The sequence below is a fragment of the Burkholderia sp. PR2 genome (assembly GCF_052372875.1).
GTDB lineage: Bacteria > Pseudomonadota > Gammaproteobacteria > Burkholderiales > Burkholderiaceae > Burkholderia > Burkholderia diffusa.
Genome location: NZ_JBQRWH010000002.1, coordinates 852,169 through 871,253 on the forward strand (window position 1 = coordinate 852,169; position 19,085 = coordinate 871,253).

Below are 19,085 nucleotides of genomic sequence, written 5' to 3' on the forward strand. Positions count from 1 at the left end.
ATTTCTCTTTTCATATAGCACTTTCTGGACTTTCCAACAATAAATGCATATATTACGAAAAACTCCTAGGAGGGAATTTAATGGCTTTCAAGATCGCCGTCAGTAATCAAAAAGGTGGTACTGGAAAGACCACCATCTCCGTCAATATCGCTGCTGCCTTCGAGGCAGGTGGCAACAAGGTCGCCTTGATCGATGCCGACCCTCAAGGCACATCAGTGAGATGGGTGACGAGCGGTGAAAATACGCTCCCGATGACGGTTCTGTCGTTGGCCCCCGCCGGCCGGGGCATCGGCGGCGAGATCAAGAAGCAGGATGCGAATTTCGATGTGATCGTCGTCGACTGCCCGGGCAACCTCGAAGACCCACGCATCGCGTCCGTGCTCGAGGTCGCCGATTTCTGCCTCGTGCCGCTGTCTCCGTCGCCGGCCGACCTGTATAGCACCGTCGCGATGATTCGCATGATCGAATCGATGCGTGCCGTTCGTAACCCGAATTTGTCTTCCGCATTGATGCTGAATAGCGTCAATGGAAAAACTAAAATGCGAGAAGAAATTCTAAAAATTCTAATGGCTGAAGAAATAGGGGAGCATCTGCTCGACAGCCAGATCGCGCAGCGCGAGGTCTACCGGCAGACGTTCGCCCTCGGCACCACAATCCATCATCACAATCGATACCTGAAGGGGCTGAAGGAAGCCCGCGCGGAAATCGAGAGACTGGTCACCGAAATGGCCCAATACATCGCGTCGACGCGCGCTACCGGAGCCGCTCATGGCTAAGGACACATCGAAAGAGAAGAAGCCGACCGGCAACCTGCATCTCGCAGCCGGCTTGCTGCGTGGGCTCGCACAGGAAAACGCGGCGCTGGAAACGCGCCTGCCGGAGCCGACGCCCGCATCGAATCCCGCCGCCGAAGCCACACCCCCCGTCGCCCCGACCGCCGCCGCCTCCTCCGACGCGCTCGACCTGGGCGCGCCGCAGAAGGTCGCGGTCAAGGACTGCATCCCGAACCCGTTCAACCCGCGCGTGTTCTATTCCGAGTCGAGCCTGCACGAGCTCGCTTTGACGTTGAAGCGGGAAGGACAGATCGAGCCGATCAAGGTCACGCGTCTCCCGGAGTTTCCCGGCAAGCTCGTCGTGATCGACGGGCAACGCCGCTTGCGCGCGACGAGCATCAACGGCGACGAAACGATCAACGCGACGTTTCGCACGGACCACACACCCGAGCAGTTGTACACGATCGCGTATCGCGCCAACCACGACCACGAACGCCAGACCATCTTCGACGATGCAGTCGCATGGAAGCGTCTCCTCGACGAAAAGGTCTTCCCCGACCAGAACACGCTCGCGGAGAAGATAGGCAAGGACAAGGCATCGATCAGCAAGACACTATCGCTGAACGCACTGCCGAACACGCTGCTCGAACGGATGGCCAGCGCGAACGATGTGGTCGGGTTGCAGGCCGCGTACTTCCTGAAACTGATTTTCGAGCGCCTGGGCGAACCCGCTGCCGACCGTCTGCTCACGGCGGTGATCGACCGTAAAAAGTCGGTGCGCGACCTCGAGAATTTCCTGCGCGCACAGACCGACGGCAACAAGAAGACGGGGCGCACGCGTTACAGCGTTCGACACGATTTCGCGCTCGAATCACGCGCGATCGGTCAGCTGAAAACCTATCCGGACGGGCGTCTGGATCTGCAACTGAAGGGAGTCGATGCGTCCCATCAGGAAGCGCTCGCCGACCGGCTAAAGACCGTGATCGATGCATACGTCGCCGAACTGGCGGTAGCCGCGCAAAAGTAAAAGAAGGCGCCCAAAAGCAAAGGCCTCGCACCTGCATGACACCGCGCGTCCGATGAAGTCCGGTGCACGGTGCATGCCAGGCTGCGAGGCCTTGATCAGTTGGTCGCGAGGCTGCTTTTCAGCAGGAATTCCAGCAAATCGTCCGAGGTCGGTTCGCCCCAGGTGTCGAGCGCCAGCCATCGGAAGAAGCTGGTTTGCGCCAGCTTGCTCGCCTTCTTCTTCGGCGACAGCGTGAGATCCTTCGACCCGGCCACCGTTTCGTTGTAGCGCTCGATCAGCTTGGTCTGGTCGTCGATCTCCAGCTCGCGGAAATACGCGCCGGCTTCGTCGACCTTCGCGGCCAGGTACTTGTCGCGAATCTGTTCCTGCTTGCTCTGCCCGGATTCCTTTGCCGGCGCGGCCGTCTCGGTCCCCTGTCCGTCGGCCAGCGTATAACCGTGCGTCAGCGCCTTGCGGAAATACGCGGCCACGTTGTCGACCGGCGCTGCATTCTTTTTCGTAGTCCGATTGAGCGTATAGGCGATCGCCGCCTTGATGCGCTGCACACCGTACTGCGTAATCAACCGGCGCGCTTCCGAACGCGGGATGCCGAACTTGGCGACCTCGTCGACGAGTGCTTCGTTCTTGACGTCGCCTTCCTCGACCGTATCCGCGCTCTGCTTGCGCGTCACCTTGAACTGGACGGCCTCCACGCTGCGACCTGACTTGTGTTCGATCAGCTCGAGCGTGTGGTCGGAAACTTCGTTCACCTCCTGAATGCACGGCACCAGGACCTTGCTCTTGAAGAGCTTGTACTCCTTATAAGACTGCGACGCCTTGTCCTGACCGAGAATGAGATCACGGAATTTCGGCAGTGGAATTTTTGCCGTGATGCCGATCCCCTCGTAGCGCACCGTGTTTTCCCAAAGGGCAAGCGAGTGCGAGCGCCGAAACTCGCGCGCGATCCGCATATCGATGAGCGCGTAGATTTCCGGATTGAGCAGCTCGCTGCGAATCTGGTCGGAGAAGCTGTACTTCAGCACCGATTGCTCGAGCTCGGCGCCGGCGAGCAGGCCTGACGCCTTCCACACCGTCGAGCGGTCGGCGGCAAGGTAGTCCCAGTTGACGACGGTACTGATCAGCGAGTTGACCGTGTCCTTCACATACTTCGTGTTGTTGCTGTTCAACCCGCTCTCGTGCGACAGCGCGGCGATCGAGATCGAAAAGCTCGTCCGGCCGGGCTCGAACGCTTCCTGACGAAGGGCGTTCTTGATCAGCGAGCTGAACATCTTGCGCTGCTGCAGACCGATCTTTCCGGACTTCGGAGCGATATGAATTGCCTGGACCGCCTTGCGCAGCAGATCGGGTGGCTCGGGCGTCTGAAATAGCGAAACCTGCTTGTCGGAGCCTTTGATTGCGGGCTTGCGCGGCATCGTGATGTCCGGAGAAGGTGACCGTGTTGATGGCGGACTTTATACCTTTTCGAGCCATCGAGCAACGCCTTCATCTCCAGTATCACTTTCACTATCGTCGATAAAGCATTGTCTCAAAATGAAAAATTCCATTTTCACGATTTGTGCGAAACCCCATATCCATATACCTTTCCACCAAAAACAGCTCCCAAAACCTGCTACCTATGTTGGCTGTCGCCAGAATCCGGCACGGGACTTGCCCTACTGAAGGTACCCATTCATGGGAAATAATCCGGTGGAACTGGATGTGCGGACCCGATTCGTGGTGCCCTGCAACACGGTCTGCGATCTCCCATAAAACGCTACCTTTAGCACGTCCCATGGATAGGTACCTATCAAGATCCGCCAGCTTGGCGTTTTGTCTTCATCTGTGGCGGGCAGGCGGAAATACCTCCCATAAATGACTACCTTAAGATTTCCCCACAGATGGTGACCTATCCGCAGGCCTGATCCTGTTTATGGGACCCCGGTTCCTCTGGAACAAGCAGAACGAGATCACTCTGTCCACGCCGATACCCATAAACGGCTACCTGGAATCCATCCCATAACCGGCAACCCAATATGAAATGCTGTGCGCGGGACCCTAGACGAACAAGCAAGAGGGCACCATAACCGGGTACCTATAGATTCCCCCATAGAGGGCTACCTGAGGCGTTTTTGGGGCCGATTCCCATAGCTGGCTACGCGTGCCCCATATCCACAACCCCCATTTCCCACAGCGCGGTACCCGATGCCCCAAATCCACAGACCTGAAACCCCATATTCTTCCGCCTGTGCCCCCATAAATGGGTACCGAACCCCTGTCAAACCCTTACCAGACAAGGCTGTGAGCCGTCTAAAAGTAGTTAAAGATGTAAACGTTGTTTATCAAAGATGTAAACACACGTGCGTCTGTGCAGAAAAACAACCCCCATAAACCGCTACCCAAGCGAACCAGTGAGGCTCGACAAGCACAGCAATCCTGACTCGAGGCCTGTGGATCCCTCGATATCTGCCTCATTTTGCAAGCGTTCCAGGCCTGACAAGGCTTCCAATGAAGGTGAGTACCTACTAACAAATGCTTAAACGTAGAAACTTATGGGAGGGAATCGGTGTTTTCGGGACATAGGTTCCCACCTATGGGATTGAAAAATGCAGATAGCGGTCGGTTTCCCGTCAGGGATTACCCGCAGACGACGGCAGCCCCGCTCGACACAGAAGCACCGCGAGTTTCCGTCACGGCGGTGAAAAATCGCCGGAATTCATTCTCAGGCCGTTTTTTTTCGTCAGCGCCAAGGCTTCCGCAGAAAAGTCTTCGGCTGTCACCTGTTGATCTGCCTGTCACTTTCCAGTCGATGGCGCGTGCACAGACGAAATTGGCTGGCTCTCGTCCCGCTCATTCTGCATCGCGGTTTTCTACCTTTGGGTCAGTATCGGAATTGGGACAGCGTTCCGATCGACGCGACCAGAATCGCATCGCTGTGCCGAGCGAGACGCTGACCGCGGCCGCTTGATCACGACGATCCTGGCAACTGCCTCGAACGTGAGGCTGGCGTCATCAACATGGCTCATCCTCATCGGATCCGCACTCGACTCCCGAAAATTCTCACCGCTGGAAGTTGCCCCGTCCTGTAAAAGCTCACCTACAAGGTGTCCGTCGGATTAACAAACCGTGCGCGCGACGCCTCCGCACCAGATGCGGCCGCACAATGGAAAAGCTGTGATGAATGCGCCACGCGCTGGACGTGTCGCCGTCCTTGCCGCACAAGCTCGAGACGCTTCGTGACGTCGGTACGATGCCAAGCGCCACGCATTCGCACAGGCGACCGCTCGCGTGATGCTCGTGCGCAATCGTGAACGAATGCCGATCGAAGAGTTCACCTTGCGTGGCAAAGGTCGCCTCTACCTGCAAACGTCATCTCCCACATCTGGCGACGAATAGAATCGAACAGGTAGCCATGCGTGCGACATGCGGGGGAATGCGACAGGCTCGGTGCAGAATGAATCGTGGTCGTTTATGGGAGGAACCGTCGTTCGCGCGGGAGCGAGTCACAACATGGCGCACAGGTTCGCGATTTCGTCGTCTATCCCGCTCATGGGGCGACGATCGCATTGCACGAGCAGCAGACTCCACAGGTGAAACAGTCGGCGTCGTGCGAGTGCATGCATCACCGAAATCGATCTCATCCTCACCGGCAATCTGCACCGTATCGGTGGAACGATCCGCTTCGCCACGCGGTTGCCGCGGTCGTGCACGCTGCGTGATTCCCGAGCGCGATGCGTCGTCGTGGCCCCTGCGAAACGCGGATCGGGCGGGCGCGGGATACGTGACGATACGACGTCTCCCATACGTGTATCCCCAAGAATGCACGCATGATGGCGCCACATTTTTTGCAACGCGGTTATGATGCAAAGGCCCTGACCGCGACATGAAGACCGGCCAGGGGCAGGGGCGGTATCTCGATGTGCTTTCACTCCGTGACTAATCAGAAAAGAGAGTTCAGCGATGCGAATCCAGATCAAAAAACTGACGCTGGCTGCTACAGCAGCAGCGTTCCTCTTCGGCTCGGCCGCTCCGGTGTTCGCGCAGACCGTCGCCAGTGCACCGGCCGCATCGGATGCGAAAGCCGCGAAGCGTGAAGCACGCAAGGCAGCTCGGGCAAAACGCAAAGCCGAACACAAGGCAGCGCGCGCGAAGAACAACGCCGAGCTGAAGAAGCTCGAAGACGCTGGCTACAAGCCGGCGGCCAACGATCCGAACTATCCGCAGAATCTGCAGAACGCTCAGAAGAAGGCGGGCGAAGCCGCTGGCGCAAGCCAATAAACGTTCCCCCACGAGACAAACCCCGGCGCGAGCCGGGGTTTGTCGTTTATGCTGCTGAAACGCGATGCGCGACCGGTCATCGTGCAGGTGTGACATCCGAGTCAATTGATTCGGCGTCCTTCGTTTCTAGGTGAGATGAATGCCATCTCGATGCGTTGAATTTTCCTGCTCTCCGTGAACGACACGCGCCATTCTGCTTGTTCAGTTTCAGAGGAATCCTACGGAATACAACAGATCGCTGGATGAATCACGAGACGAAAAACAATCATGCACGAGCAATACGGCTCCGCACAAAGGCACACGAAACCCGCACAAATTGAGACGGTGCGCGTGGCGCAACGACTGGTCGCCGACATATCGACTTGGTCAGCGCCGCGCTTCCGCCGTCGCGTTCCCAGTCGCTTTTAACCAGTCCTTGAAGGCCCGCACGGCTTCGTCTTCCGCGCGCGCAGTCGCGACGTAAGTGAAATAGCGCCACGGCGGCAGTGCCGGTTCGCTGAACGGCCGCACCAGCCGGCCTTCGGCGATGTCGTCCGCGACGAGCGCGATCGGCCCCATTGCGACACCGAGGCCGTCGAGCGCGCCCTGCAGCGTCAGATAGAAATGCTCCAGCGTGAGCGAATGCCGCGGCACCAGATTCGCGTGCCCGGCCGCCGCGAGCCACTCGGGCCACATACCGGGGTACGTCGCCGCGTGCAGCAGCGTGAAGCCGGCGAGATCAGCCGGCGTACGCAGCGGCCGGCCCTCGAGCAGCTTCGGCGCGCATACGGGCAGCCGGATTTCGGACAGAAACTCCTCGGCAACATATCCGTCGATCGCTTGCGGGCCGCCGCGGACGATCAGGTCGACCTTGTCACGCAACTTCTCGATCGGCTCGTTCGACGTTGACAGCCGCACCTCGATGGCCGGATGCGCTACCTGGAACGATGACAGCTTCGGCACGAGCCAGCGCAGCGAAAACGTCGCGGGCGCGCTGACGCGCAGCACGCGCTGCTGCCCCTGGCCGAAATGCTGCGCGGTGGCGAGCGCGATCCGGTCGAACGATGCACCGACCTCGGCAAGGTATACGCGACCGGCGTCGGTCAGTTCGACGCGCCGGTTGTGCCGCTCGAACAGCGGTCGGCCAAGCCATGCCTCGAGTTGCTGAACATGCCGGCTGATCGCGCCATGCGTCACGCACAGCTCGTCGGCGGCGAGCGTGAAACTGCCGAGGCGGGCCGCGGCTTCGAAGGCGCGCAGCGAATTCAATGGAGGGAGTCGTCGGGCCATGCATCGTTTCGTGTGAAATTTACTCACACGACTGCTCAGATTTAATCGTTTGATCGGGTGATCCTAGTCCGCCAATATGGCACACGAACGGCCGATGCGGCCGAAACGGATGTCTGGATTTCTCACATGGAGTATGGAGCATGCCGAACGTGGTGGTGGTGGGCGCCCAATGGGGTGACGAAGGCAAGGGGCGCGTCGTGGACTGGCTGGCGGCGCAGGCCGATCTCGTCGCACGCTACAACGGCGGCCACAACGCGGGCCATACGCTGGTCGTCGGCAACAAGACCTACAAGCTCGCGCTGCTGCCGAGCGGGATTGTGCGTGGCAAGCGCGGTGTGATCGGCAACGGCGTGGCGCTCGATCCGGAGGCGCTGCTGGACGAGATCGGGCGGATGGCCAAACTCGGGCTGTCGGTGACGCCGGACAATCTGTCGATCGCGGAGAACGCCACGCTGGTCCTGCCGATTCACCGTGCGATCGACCAGGCGCAGGAGCGTCTGCGTCGCGAACCCATCGGCACCACGCTGCGCGGGATCGGGCCAGCTTACGAGGACAAGGTTGGGCGCCGCGGGCTGCGGGTCGCGGATCTGGCCGAGCCGGGCCGGCTTGCCGACAAGCTCGACGTGCTGGTCGATCACCACAATGCATGGTTCCGCGGCCTGGGGCTCGAGCCGTGCTCGCGCGACGCGATGCTGGCAACGCTGGTCGACATCGCGCCGAAGATCCTCCCGTTCGTGCGTCCCGTGTGGGCCGACCTCAACGACGCGAACGACCGCGGCGAACGCATCTTGTTCGAGGGCTCGCAGGCCGTGATGCTCGACATCGACTGGGGCACCTATCCGTTCGTGACGTCGTCGGGCACCGTTGCATCGGCCGCGGCGGCCGGCACAGGGCTCGGCGCGTCGAAACTCGGCCACGTGCTGGGCGTAACCAAGGCGTACGCGACGCGCGTCGGCGGCGGCCCGTTCCTCACCGAACTGACCGACGCCACCGGCGAAACGCTGCGCGCGCGCGGGCAGGAGTTCGGCGTCAACACCGGCCGGCCGCGCCGCTGCGGATGGCTCGATGCCGCGCAGTTACGGCAGGCCGTCCGGATTTCGGGTATCGATTCGCTCGCGCTCACCAAGCTCGACGTACTCGACGGCTTCGCGTCGATCGAGCTGTGCGTCGGCTACGAGCTCGATGGCGCACGCGTCGACCATCTGCCCGCGAGCCTCGATGCGCAGGCGCGCGCAACGCCCGTCTACGAAACGTTCGCCGGGTGGGGCGGCACCGTGAAGGGCGTGCGCGAGTTTGCGGCGTTGCCGCGTGCCGCGCAGAATTTCATCGCGCGCGTCGAGGCGGTCGCGGGTGCGCCCGTGTCGATGATCACGACCGGCGCCGAGCGCGACGACACGATCGTGCTGAGCAACCCCTTCGAGCAATGCTGAGCGCGACGCGCACGTGCAATGCGTGCGCGGCAGGCCGCCGCCGTGCGGCCTGCATCGATCCGATGCCGGCAGCGGTTGTCGCGTGAGCGAGGGCCCGCCGGAGCGGCGCACGGCAAACTGGACACGCCTGCACCGCTGCGGTACTGTTCCGCACAATTCGCGCCAGACCGGGCTGTGCCGGGGCGGGCGCCGCCGCGAAGCGATTTCAATCCCGGGGACATGTCGATGGACACGTTACAGATGATGCGCATTTTCGTCCGGGTGGCGGAGGAGGGCAGCTTCACGAGCGCGGCCCAGCGTCTGGACATCACCACCGCCTATGCCTCTCGTTCGGTCGCGCAACTCGAAACGCATCTGCGCACGCGTCTGCTCAACCGGAGCACGCGCCGCATCGCATTGACCGACGCCGGACAGCGCTATCTCGACCGCTGCCAGCGCATCCTCGGCTATATCGACGAAGCGGAAGCCGAGGCGGCCGACGCGCAGGCGAAGCCGTCGGGGCGCCTGCATGTGCACGCGACCACAAGTTTCGGCCAGGCCTACGTGGTGCCCGCGGTGGTGCGATACCGGCAGCGCTATCCGTCGGTGGCGGTCGAACTTACGCTGTCGCAGCACGTGCCCGACATCATCGACGAAGGTTACGACGTGTCGCTGCAGCTGAGCGCGACGGAGCTGCCCGACTCGGGCCTGGTGTCGCAGCGTCTGGGCGATGTTCACAGCGTGCTGTGCGCGTCGCCCGCGTACCTGAAGGAGCGCGGCACGCCGCGCACCGTGCGCGATCTCGAAGCGCATTCGTGCCTGCAGATCGTCACGCCGATCTTTCCACGCGACCGCTGGCACCTCGACGGCCCCGACGGTCGCGAGACATTCGAGCTGCCGCTGCCGGACTTCCAGGTGAACATCGCCGATGCGCTCGGCGCCGCGCTGCGCGCCGGCCTCGGGATCGGCTCATTGCCGATGTCGAGTGCGGTGCCCGCCCTGGCGAGCGGCGCGCTGGTTCGCGTGTTGCCCGAGTACCGGCTGCAGAAGCTGACGGTCTACACGCTGTATGCGTCGCGCCAGTACCTCGACGCGAAGATCCGGACGTTCGTCGATTTCCTGCGGGAATGCGTGCCCGAAATGCTGGCCGCCGACGAGGCCGCGCTGCGCGGTTCCTGCGAGTCCTGAGCGGAGGCGAAGAACGAGTTTCGGGTCGAATGACTCGGCACTTGCAACGTCGTCCGTGAATCGACGTTCAGCCGTGCGGGATATTTTGCATACCGAACTTGATGCTGACGGCACTGCGGCATGAGGTCTTCGATTGGATGTGTCGATCGACTCGCGCGTTTATGAGAACCACAGTCCGGAGCCGGCCGTGCCACTCGCATTCCGTCGTGCGTGCTTCGGTGTCGAACCCGTGACGCGCGAGACGGTCGCATAAGAAATTCATCCCGTAAACGACAACGCCACGGCTGCAAGTCCGTGGCGTTTCGCTTCATGAGGATCGTTACCCGTCAGCGGCAGGTGCCTGCTGCGGTATTACTGCTGCTGGCCCCAGAGCGTGCGCCCGAAGAACGTCAGCGTGCGGTCCCACGCGATCTGCGACCACACCGGATCGAACTGCGTGCTGCCGATGCGGCCGGGGCCGACGGCCGTTTCGTTCGCGAACGCGTGATGGGCGAGATAGCGGTGGAATTCGATACCGACCTTCGCGTCGGTCAGCTTCTTCTCCAGCGCATCGACCTGGTCGATCGCGAAGAACGCATCCTGGGTACCCCAGTGACCCATCAGCGGCACCTTGATCTTCGACGGATCGAGGTAGTCAAGCGGAGGGAAGCCGTACCACGTGACGCCGGCATCGACATCGGCGAACTGCAGCGACAGCAGAGTGAGAGCGCCGCCCATGCAGAAGCCGGTGACCGCCACGCGCGACGCGCGCGTCTTCAGGTATTGCGCTGCGCCGGGAATGTCCTGCGACGCGGCGTCGCCGAAATCGAGGCCGGTCATCAGGTGGTGCGCTTCTTCCTCCTCGACCGTCGACTTGCCGCGATACAGGTCGGGCACGAGCGCGAAGTAGCCGCAGCGCGCGAGGCGATCGGCAACGCCGCGGATCTGGTCGTTCAGGCCCCACCACTCCTGGATGACGACGACCGCGGGTGCACCTTCGGTCTTTTCCGGCGTCGCGAGGTAGCCCTGCAGTTCCTGGCCGTCGGGGCGGCGAAACGTGATCATGGAACCGGATGTTTGAGACATGAAACCGCTCCTTTTCGAAAAATGCGATGAGTGCGGCATCGGGTCGGCCAGCGAGTGAGGTATGCCCGGGTGACTCGAGGCTTCGCTCGCGTTCGCTTAGGCCGGCGCCGACCACGCGGCCATTCTATGCGCAAACGCCGGCCGTCTGCGTGAACGGTTCGGGGCTGCAGCCGATCCACGCTGCGCATCGATCGTGCGTCGCGGAGCGCGTAAGTCGGAGCCACCGAAAACGCAACACCCCGCCCCGATGAACGGGAGCGGGGTGTTGCGTCGACAGCGCGCGTATCGAGGTACGCGCTGCGTACGTCGGTCTTACTGACCGAAATAGACCGAGTCTCGAGCGGTTTGCTTGACCGCGATCACGCGGCCGGCACGCACGCCGGCGGCGGCTTGTGCGCCGTAACCCGTTGCGTCGCTGTTCGTCACGCGGGCCTGCGCGGTTTGCAGCGCATTCGGATAGTGGGCGTCGGACACTTCCGGCTTGTAACCGGCTTGCTCGAGCTGCACGAGTTCTGCGCGGACCTGGGCGCGCGTCAGTTCTCCCGACGAGTTCGACTGGGCGAATGCGCCAACGGATGCGGTAAGGGCGGCGACAGCGGCGACTGCGTAGATGAACGACTTCATGGTGACCTCCGGTTTTCGTAGATTTCGCGCTTCGCTTGTTGCGTTCAGCGGTTGATTGCATCGTAGCGATCGCGATACCGGTCGGAAATAGGCGTTCCGGCGAATAATTATTGCAACTGGGTAAACGATTCGCGGGGAATGCGGGGTTTTGTCTGATGATTATCCGTATGCCGGCGCGCATTCGATGAGTGTGATTGCGGGCGCCGAACCGGGAGCTGGCGCGATCCGGGACAGAGGTGTATTGCAACCGCACGCCGACTTCGGCCGATGGAAAGATCAATTAAATCGGATAACGAATCATTGGTCGCGAGCGAGGGAGTGTGTTCGCCCCTCGCTGTGCAATCCGGGCCGACTCCGCCTTCTCGCACATCGACGTGAGTATTAACGGCCGCATCGTCGTGCGTACCGCGTCACTCACTCCTCGACGACCGACTGTCGTTTCCGGTATTCGGCGGGCGTGATCCCGACGTGCCTCGCGAACGACCGTCTGAGCGTATCGACATTCGCGAAGCCGCATTTTGCGGCGACCTGCTTCGGCGTGTCATGTCCGTTTTCGAGCAGTTGCCGGGCAGCGGAGATGCGGGTCGCTTCGACCCACGCAGCCGGCGTCATGCCGACCTCCGCGCGAAAGAGCCGCGCGAAGTGGCGCGGGCTCATGCCCGCATGCTTCGCGAGTGCCGCCACCGAGTGTTCGAGTTCAGGATGGCTGGCGATCCAGCGCTGGACTTCCTGCAGCACGGAGCGCCCGGCCGGCCGTGCCTCGCCGCTGCGGCTGAACTGGAGCTGTCCGCCCGGGCGCTTGAAGAACATGACCAGTTGCGCGGCGACGCGCCGTGCGATTTCCCGGCCGAGATCTTCCTCGACCAGCGCGAGCGCGAGATCGAGCCCGGCCGTGACGCCCGCTCCGGTGCGCAGCTTGCCGTCGCGTACATACAGCGCGTCCGCTTCGACCGTGAGCGACGGATACGCATCGGCGAGCGTGTCGGCGGCGGCCCAGTGCGTCGTCAGGCGTCGTCCTTTCAGCAGGCCGGTCGCCGCGAGGATGAACGCGCCGGTGCAGATCGAGCCATACCGCTTGCTTTGCACGGCGGCCGAGCGCAGCCACGCGAGGACGTCGGTTCGCAGCGCGACCGCGGCGGCACCCGGCGCACCGGCGACGAGCAGCGTGTCGAGGCGATCGGGAATGTCGGGAGCGATCCAGTCGGCCAGCAATTGCGCGCCCGATGACGCGCGGATCGGCCCGGGCTCGCTCGCGATGATCCGCAGCGTATAGAACGGCTTGCCGCATTCGGCGTTAGCCTGGGCGAATACGTCGAGCGGCGCGGAAACGTCGAGCAGTTGTACGCCCGGTACCGCGAAAATTCCCACGACCTTCGGCATGTTCGGTTGCGTGTGGTATCGATGTGTCGAACGTGACGCGTAGCAGTATAGACGCGCAACGCGAGGCGACGAGGGGCATCGGCGCACTTCGCGGGCGCGGTTCAAGGGTTGCGGCCGCGATGGCCGTCGATCGCGCGAAATGGCAGAATTCGTCGTAACACGGCGATTGATGCCAAACCCGGGCCTTCGGAGAATGGGTGCTGTCTTCAATGGAGGTCGATCATGACTGTGAACGTCGCCGGCATCACCGTTCCCGATAGCCAACTCGCTCGCGAGATCACCGAACTCGTACGGGATACCGAGTCCGAGTTGCTGTTTCACCATTCCAGCCGCGTCTACTACTTCGCCGCGCTTGCGGGGCAGCACCGCGGGCTCCGCTACGATCCCGAACTGCTCTATTGCGGCTGCATGTTTCATGACATGGGGCTCACGCATCGGCACAGCAGCGCGTGCGAACGATTCGAAGTGGACGGCGCCAATGCCGCCCGCGATTTTCTGAAGAGCAAGGGCATTTCGCAGCAGGACATCGAGGTCGTGTGGACTGCGATCGCGCTGCACACTACGCCAGGTATTCCGAAGCATATGCATCCGGTCGTCGCGCTCGTCACCGCAGGGGTCGAGATGGACGTGCTGGGCCTCGCGTATCCGGAGTACAGCGACGTCGAACGAGATGCCGTCGTCCGCGCACATCCGCGCACGCCGCATTTCAAGGAAGACATCATCCAGGCGTTCTACGACGGCATCCGGCACAAGCCGGACACGACGTTCGGCAACGTGAAGGCCGATGTGCTGGCCGACAAGGATCCGCATTTCCATGCAGGAAATTTCTGCAGCGTGATCCGATCGTCGGCATGGGCCGGCTGATCGGCATCGGCGCCGGGCAGGGCGTGGGAGGGGGGCGCCCTGGGCCGCGCACGTCGCGCCTGCCGATCACTATTCCTTAGAAAAGTTGTTACGTGACAACCACATGACGTCGATGCAGGCCTTCATATCCTGAATTTCATCGCCTTGGCTTCCGCAGGGAATCGTCGATTCGCTCGATCCGGGCGACGGGTAATGGGGCCGGAGTCGGGTGCCGAAAGCCCGGTCCGACGCCCGGTGAACCCCTGACGACAAGAATCCGCCCGCCTTCGGCAAAACGCCTATAATGATTGGGCAAATTGCCGGAGAAGAATCATGAGCACGATCGCGTTTCACCCTTCGGGCGTCGCGCACCCGCGCCAGGCCGAATTCACGATACTCGAGCAACTGCTCGCGATTCGCGTGCGCTCGGGCGCCGATCTCGCCGAGCTGGCGAGTGCGCGCGTCGACCTCGCGGTAATCGATCGCCTGTCGGAGCGCGGCCTGAAGTCGGATGAACTCGCCTTCATCATCCCGCGGCGCACGTTGAGCCATCGTCGCCAGGCGCACGAGCGCCTGTCGCCGGAGGAATCCGACAAGGCGATCCGGCTTGCACGCATCGTCGCGCAGGCGACGGCCACGTTCGGCGACCAGGACAAGGCAATGGCGTGGCTGCGCAACGGGCTCCAGCGCTTCGGCGGCCGCACGTCGCTCGACATGTCGAGCACCGAGCACGGCGCCCGACTCGTCGAAGAGGCGCTCACGCAGATCGACGAGGGGTATTTCGCTTGACGACGCTGTGGCGCATCAGCAATTACGCCGATCTGAAAGGCATCGGCGGCTTGCGGGCCGGCGGGCGCTGGCATTTTGCCGGGCAGCCCGTCGTCTATCTCGCCGAGCATCCGGCGCTCGCGCTGCTCGAGACGCTCGTCCACTTCGAAATGGCCACCGTTGCGCAATTGCCGAGCGCATACCAGTTGCTGCGCGTCGAGGTGTCCGAATCGGTGGACGTTGCCGAGATCGCGGAAGGCGATGCGCCGGCCGACTGGCGGGAGAACGTCGACTGGACCCGCAGCGCCGGCACCGAGTGGCTGCACACGCAGCCGAGCGCACTGCTGCGCGTACCGAGCGTCGTCGTGCCGCACGCGCACAACTTCCTGTTGAATCCGCTGCACCCGGCCGCATCCGACGTCCGCGTCGCGGAAGTCATGGAGTCGCCGTATGACAGCCGGATTCTGCGGCTGGTCCAGTCGAACAAGAGCGAATAGAGCGCGTCGCGCACGACGAGCCGCAGGAACATGTCGTTCATTGCGTCGCCGCAGCGTGCCGCGGGAAACGGTAGCGCCGCCGCAGGCGCACCCGCCGACATCGACCGCCATCCCACCAGCAGCCCATTACGCAGGAAGCGAACGTGCGGCGCAGGCCGCGGTATGGCAAATCGCCGACGCGTCGTCATGACGTGCGCAATGCCGCGACAGTCAATGCGCTGACCCTCGGATTACATTTTCGTAATCGAGCTGTCCCGCTGGTCGGCGAAGACTTTCACCCGCCGGTTTACCGGTAACATCGCCGCATATTCCAACCGAATGCGATGGAGCCGAGCATGCGCATCCTGATAGTCGAAGACGAACCGAAGACGGCCGCGTACTTGAAGAAAGGGCTCGAGGAATCCGGCTTCAGCATCGATCTCGCAAAGGACGGCGCGGAAGGGCTGATGCTCGCGCAGGAAGAGAACTACGACGTGATCGTGCTCGACGTGATGCTGCCCGTGCTCGACGGGTGGGGCGTGCTCAAGCGCCTGCGCGATACCCATACCACGCCGGTGCTGTTCCTGACCGCGCGCGACGATGTGCAGGACCGCGTGCACGGTCTCGAACTGGGCGCGGATGATTACCTCGTGAAGCCGTTCGCATTCGTCGAACTGCTCGCTCGCATCCGCACGCTTGCTCGCCGCGGCCCACCACGCGAGACCGAGCGCATTGTGGTCGGCGACCTGGAAATCGACGTCGTACGCCGCCGCGTGAAGCGCGGCACGGTGCGGATCGACCTGACGCCACGCGAGTTCTCGCTGTTGCAGTTGCTCGCGCGTCGACAAGGCGAAGTGCTGAGCCGCACGCAGATCGCGTCGTATGTGTGGGACATGAACTTCGATAGCGACACCAACGTCGTCGAAGTCGCCATTCGGCGACTGCGCGCGAAGATCGACGATGCGTTTCCGGTCAAGCTGATCCACACGGTGCGCGGCGTAGGCTACGTGCTCGAACCGAAGGACGGTGCATGACGCTCGGTCGATCGCTTGGCGCGACGCTCGCGCTCGCGTTCGGCGCGACGATGCTCGCGGTCTTCGCGCTCGTCGGCACGTACGTGTATACCGGCCTCGACCGGCAAGTGAGGACGCAGGACGATCTGGACATCGTGCTTGCCGCACGACATACGCGCCGGCTTGCGGGCGAACTCGATACGCTCGACGCCGTGCGCGCGCACGCGGACCGGCTGACGAGCCAGGTGCTCGGGAACGCGGCACTCTCGATGGCCGTGGTCGACGATCGGGGCAATGTGCTCGCGCGGCACAACGTCAGGCGGACCGAGCGCGAGGATCTGCCACCGGCTGCGTCGGGCATGGCGTCGCCCGTACCGCCTGCGTTGCCCGATGCCGAACTGTTTCCGCCCCACGCGACGCCGGTGCCGGCGGCCGAACGGATCACCGTCGACCGGATCGCGACATGGCGCGCCGACGACGGCACGTCCGTGCGCGGTGTCGTGGCCGGCGCAATGCTGCGCGACGGTACGCAGATCCGCATCGCGATCGCGCGCGACATGAGCGATCGCGCCGAACTGCTCGACGGCTATCGCAACAAGCTGAAGCTCGCCGGCGGGCTGGGCGCGCTGTGCGCAATGCTGCTCAGCTACTGGCTGATCCGCACGGCGCTCGCACCGCTCCGCGAGATCGTCGCGAACACCGGCCGGATCACCGTCGACAAGCTCGACGCGCGGCTCGACGCCGCGCGTGCGCCGCGCGAACTGCGTGCGCTCGTCGATGCGCAGAACGCGATGCTCGGCCGCCTGCAGCAAGCTTTCGGACATTTGTCACAATTCAGCGCCGATCTCGCGCACGACCTGCGCACGCCGCTGAACAACATGCGCGGCGCGACCGAAGTGGCACTTGCGCGGCCGCGTTCGCCCGGCGAATACCAGGCGCTGCTCGAATCGAATCTCGAGGAATACGACCGTCTCGCACGCATGATCGAGAACGTGCTGTTTCTCGCGCGCGCCGAACACCCTACCTTCGTGACGCGGCAGCGCGCGTTTGACGTGCATGACGAGCTGACGCGCATCGCCGAATACTTCGAAGGGCTCGCCGATGAAGCGGGTTCGACGCTGCGCGTCGAAGGGCACGGCCAGCTGACTGCCGATGTCGAACTGTTTCGCCGCGCGGTCGGCAACCTGCTCGCGAATGCGCTGCGCTATACGCCTGCGGGCGGCGTCATTGCGCTGAGCGTCGACGAAACGGCGGACACGGTACGCGTCGTCGTCGAGAATCCGGGCGAGCCGATCGATCCCGCGCTGCTGCCGCGCATCTTCGACCGATTCGTGCGCGGCGACCCCGCGCGCAGCGGCGGCGTGCCGGGCGGCACGGCCGGGCTCGGGCTTGCGATCGTGCGCTCGGTGATGGAGCTGCACGGCGGCACCGCGCGCGTCGAAAGCGACTCGGCGGGCACGCGGTTCATCCTCATCTTCGTCAGGAACCCTGCGTCTTGATCGCCGTCCCCGATCCGGCGGCGCGAGCGGCGATATCCGCGCCCGAGTGCCAGCCGCCGCCCAGCGCCTTCAGCAATCCGACCGATGCTTCCATCCGACGTGCGGCGATCTCGTCGGCCTGGCGCCGATTGGTCAGCGCGATCGTCTGCGCGGTCACCACGTCCAGATAGCTGACGGCGCCGGCATTGAAGCGATTCGTCGTCAGCCGCAGCGACAGGTCGGCCGCGTCGGTCGCGCGCTGCTGACTGGCGGCCTCGGACGCGAGCGCATCGAGCGCGGACAATTGATCCTCCACCTGCTGGAATGCGCCCAGCACGGTCTGCCGATAGTCGGCGACCTCGCCATCGTACTGCGCGTGCGTGCCGCGCAGCGTCGCGCTGCGCCTGCCGCCGTCGAACAGCGTGCCGATGAGTTGCGGGCCGAGCGACCAGAACAGGCTTGGCGCGGTCAGCCACGGCGTGAAGAACCCGCTTTCGAGCCCCGCGCTCGCCGACAGCACGAGGTCGGGGAAGAACGCGGCGCGCGCTTCGCCGATCTGCGCGTTCGCGGCCGCGACGCGGCGCTCGGCAGCTGCGATGTCCGGCCGTCGTTCGAGCAGTTGCGACGGCATGCCTGCCGGAATGGCAGGCACGTCGAACGCTTGAACGCGCGCCGGCAATGCGAACGTCGATGCGTTTTCGCCGACGAGCGTTGCGATCGCATGCTGGAGCTGCGCACGCGACGCGTCGATGTCGGTATCCTGCGTGCGCGTCGCTTCCAGTTGCGTTTCGGCTTGTGCGACGGCGGACGCATCGATCGCGCCGGCCGCGAGCTGCTGTTTCAGCAGCTTCAGCGCATCCGCATAGGCCCGCACCGTGTCGTCGAGCAGCTGCTTTTGCGTGTCGAGCGAACGCAGCGCGAAATAGTCGGTCGCGAGTTCGGCCGTGACCGACAGTTTGACGGCTTGCAGATCGGCCGCACTTGCGTCGGCGTTCGCCTGCGCACCTGCTACCGCATCGCGCACGCGGCCGAACACGTCGGGTTCCCAGCTTGCCGCCACGCCGACCTGATGGTCGGGTGTCGTCTTGCCGGCGAGCGACGAACCCAGCTTGTTCCGCGATATGCGTGAACGGCTTTGCGCCACGCCCGCCGTGACTGTCGGCAGAAACCCCGCATGCTGGTAGTCGACCGTCGCGCGCGCTTGCTCGAGGTCGGCAACGGCCTTCTTGACGGTCTGGTTCGACACGTCGACGCGCGCTTCGAGCGCGTTCAGATCCGCGTCGTTGAACACCGTCCACCACGCGCCGCGCGACGCGGCATCGGCCGGCGCCGCGACTTGCCAGCCCGGTTGCGCGGCCGACGTGCCGGCATAGTGCGTGGGTACCGAGACGGTCGGCGGCGAATAGGGCGGCAGCGTCGAGCAAGCGGCCAGCGCGGTGACAACGCCGAGCGCGACGACGCGGCGGGCGAAGGGGAGTGGGTGAGGAAGGCGCATGGCGGGAATCTCACAGGTAGGCA

At 63.4% G+C, this 19,085-nt stretch carries 16 protein-coding genes; 10 read left to right on the forward strand and 6 right to left on the reverse strand.

The genetic code is table 11. The features are described 5' to 3' along the window. Positions 1–80 precede the first annotated feature (80 nt). Together ACT2FV_RS15470 and ACT2FV_RS15475 are read left to right on the forward strand one after the other, a co-directional pair. Positions 81–776 (forward strand): AAA family ATPase, encoded by a 696-nt coding sequence (locus ACT2FV_RS15470; protein WP_444504251.1) that lies wholly within the window; start codon positions 81–83, stop codon positions 774–776. Beyond that, positions 769–1,800, forward strand: a complete 1,032-nt coding sequence (locus tag ACT2FV_RS15475; protein WP_059600783.1) for a ParB/RepB/Spo0J family partition protein — start codon at positions 769–771, stop codon at positions 1,798–1,800. The genes ACT2FV_RS15470 and ACT2FV_RS15475 overlap by 8 nt, the downstream gene beginning before the upstream one ends. A gap of 95 nt (positions 1,801–1,895) precedes the next feature. On the opposite strand, the gene ACT2FV_RS15480 is transcribed toward ACT2FV_RS15475, so the two are convergent. Then, entirely contained in the window at positions 1,896–3,212 is a 1,317-nt protein-coding gene (locus tag ACT2FV_RS15480; protein WP_059682318.1) for a replication initiation protein, read from the reverse strand. 2,524 nt (positions 3,213–5,736) lie between these two features. On the opposite strand from ACT2FV_RS15480, the gene ACT2FV_RS15485 reads away from it, so the two are divergent. Continuing rightward, positions 5,737–6,054: a DUF4148 domain-containing protein gene (locus tag ACT2FV_RS15485; RefSeq protein ID WP_444504252.1), complete on the forward strand. Its 318-nt coding sequence runs from the start codon at positions 5,737–5,739 to the stop codon at positions 6,052–6,054. 366 nt (positions 6,055–6,420) lie between these two features. Here the strand turns inward: ACT2FV_RS15485 and gcvA are convergent, their stop codons facing one another. Continuing rightward, positions 6,421–7,323 carry a transcriptional regulator GcvA gene (gene gcvA, locus ACT2FV_RS15490; protein WP_059600791.1) on the reverse strand — a complete coding sequence of 301 codons (903 nt, stop codon included), beginning with the start codon at positions 7,321–7,323 and terminating at the stop codon, positions 6,421–6,423. A gap of 140 nt (positions 7,324–7,463) precedes the next feature. On the opposite strand from gcvA, the gene ACT2FV_RS15495 reads away from it, so the two are divergent. Both ACT2FV_RS15495 and ACT2FV_RS15500 read left to right on the forward strand, forming a co-directional pair. Further along, positions 7,464–8,753: an adenylosuccinate synthase gene (locus ACT2FV_RS15495; protein ID WP_444504253.1), complete on the forward strand. Its 1,290-nt coding sequence runs from the start codon at positions 7,464–7,466 to the stop codon at positions 8,751–8,753. Positions 8,754–8,978: 225 nt separating this feature from the next. Next, positions 8,979–9,920, forward strand: coding sequence for a LysR family transcriptional regulator (locus tag ACT2FV_RS15500; protein ID WP_124629261.1), 942 nt, complete (start codon positions 8,979–8,981; stop codon positions 9,918–9,920). A 351-nt stretch (positions 9,921–10,271) separates the two neighbouring features. Here ACT2FV_RS15500 and ACT2FV_RS15505 read toward each other — a convergent pair whose 3' ends face one another. The 3 genes from ACT2FV_RS15505 to ACT2FV_RS15515 form a co-directional block, all read right to left on the reverse strand. Further along, the gene (locus ACT2FV_RS15505; protein WP_444504254.1) at positions 10,272–10,985 is read right to left on the reverse strand and encodes a dienelactone hydrolase family protein; all 714 of its coding nucleotides are present in this window, start codon (positions 10,983–10,985) and stop codon (positions 10,272–10,274) included. A 312-nt stretch (positions 10,986–11,297) separates the two neighbouring features. After that, positions 11,298–11,609, reverse strand: coding sequence for a DUF4148 domain-containing protein (locus ACT2FV_RS15510; protein WP_059600798.1), 312 nt, complete (start codon positions 11,607–11,609; stop codon positions 11,298–11,300). Between the two features lie 414 nt (positions 11,610–12,023). After that, positions 12,024–12,989 carry a GlxA family transcriptional regulator gene (locus ACT2FV_RS15515; RefSeq protein WP_151048477.1) on the reverse strand — a complete coding sequence of 322 codons (966 nt, stop codon included), beginning with the start codon at positions 12,987–12,989 and terminating at the stop codon, positions 12,024–12,026. Positions 12,990–13,211: 222 nt separating this feature from the next. Here ACT2FV_RS15515 and ACT2FV_RS15520 point away from each other — a divergent pair, with 222 nt between their 5' ends. The 5 genes from ACT2FV_RS15520 to ACT2FV_RS15540 all read left to right on the forward strand — a co-directional run bounded on the left by ACT2FV_RS15520 (position 13,212) and on the right by ACT2FV_RS15540 (position 17,588). After that, positions 13,212–13,853 (forward strand): HD domain-containing protein, encoded by a 642-nt coding sequence (locus tag ACT2FV_RS15520; protein WP_059600803.1) that lies wholly within the window; start codon positions 13,212–13,214, stop codon positions 13,851–13,853. Between the two features lie 312 nt (positions 13,854–14,165). Then, positions 14,166–14,621, forward strand: a complete 456-nt coding sequence (gene parS / locus ACT2FV_RS15525; RefSeq protein ID WP_151048478.1) for a type II RES/Xre toxin-antitoxin system antitoxin — start codon at positions 14,166–14,168, stop codon at positions 14,619–14,621. Then, complete coding sequence (locus ACT2FV_RS15530) at positions 14,618–15,097, forward strand: RES family NAD+ phosphorylase (protein ID WP_124904301.1); 480 nt, start codon at positions 14,618–14,620, stop codon at positions 15,095–15,097. Before parS ends, ACT2FV_RS15530 begins: the two co-directional genes overlap by 4 nt. Before the next feature lie 335 nt (positions 15,098–15,432). Next, a complete protein-coding gene (locus tag ACT2FV_RS15535) occupies positions 15,433–16,110 on the forward strand; it encodes a heavy metal response regulator transcription factor (RefSeq protein WP_006759651.1) in 678 nt (225 codons plus the stop codon). Continuing rightward, complete coding sequence (locus ACT2FV_RS15540) at positions 16,107–17,588, forward strand: heavy metal sensor histidine kinase (protein WP_444504255.1); 1,482 nt, start codon at positions 16,107–16,109, stop codon at positions 17,586–17,588. Before ACT2FV_RS15535 ends, ACT2FV_RS15540 begins: the two co-directional genes overlap by 4 nt. Here ACT2FV_RS15540 and ACT2FV_RS15545 read toward each other — a convergent pair. After that, positions 17,569–19,062: an efflux transporter outer membrane subunit gene (locus ACT2FV_RS15545; RefSeq protein WP_444504256.1), complete on the reverse strand. Its 1,494-nt coding sequence runs from the start codon at positions 19,060–19,062 to the stop codon at positions 17,569–17,571. The genes ACT2FV_RS15540 and ACT2FV_RS15545 overlap by 20 nt on opposite strands. Positions 19,063–19,085: the final 23 nt, after the last annotated feature.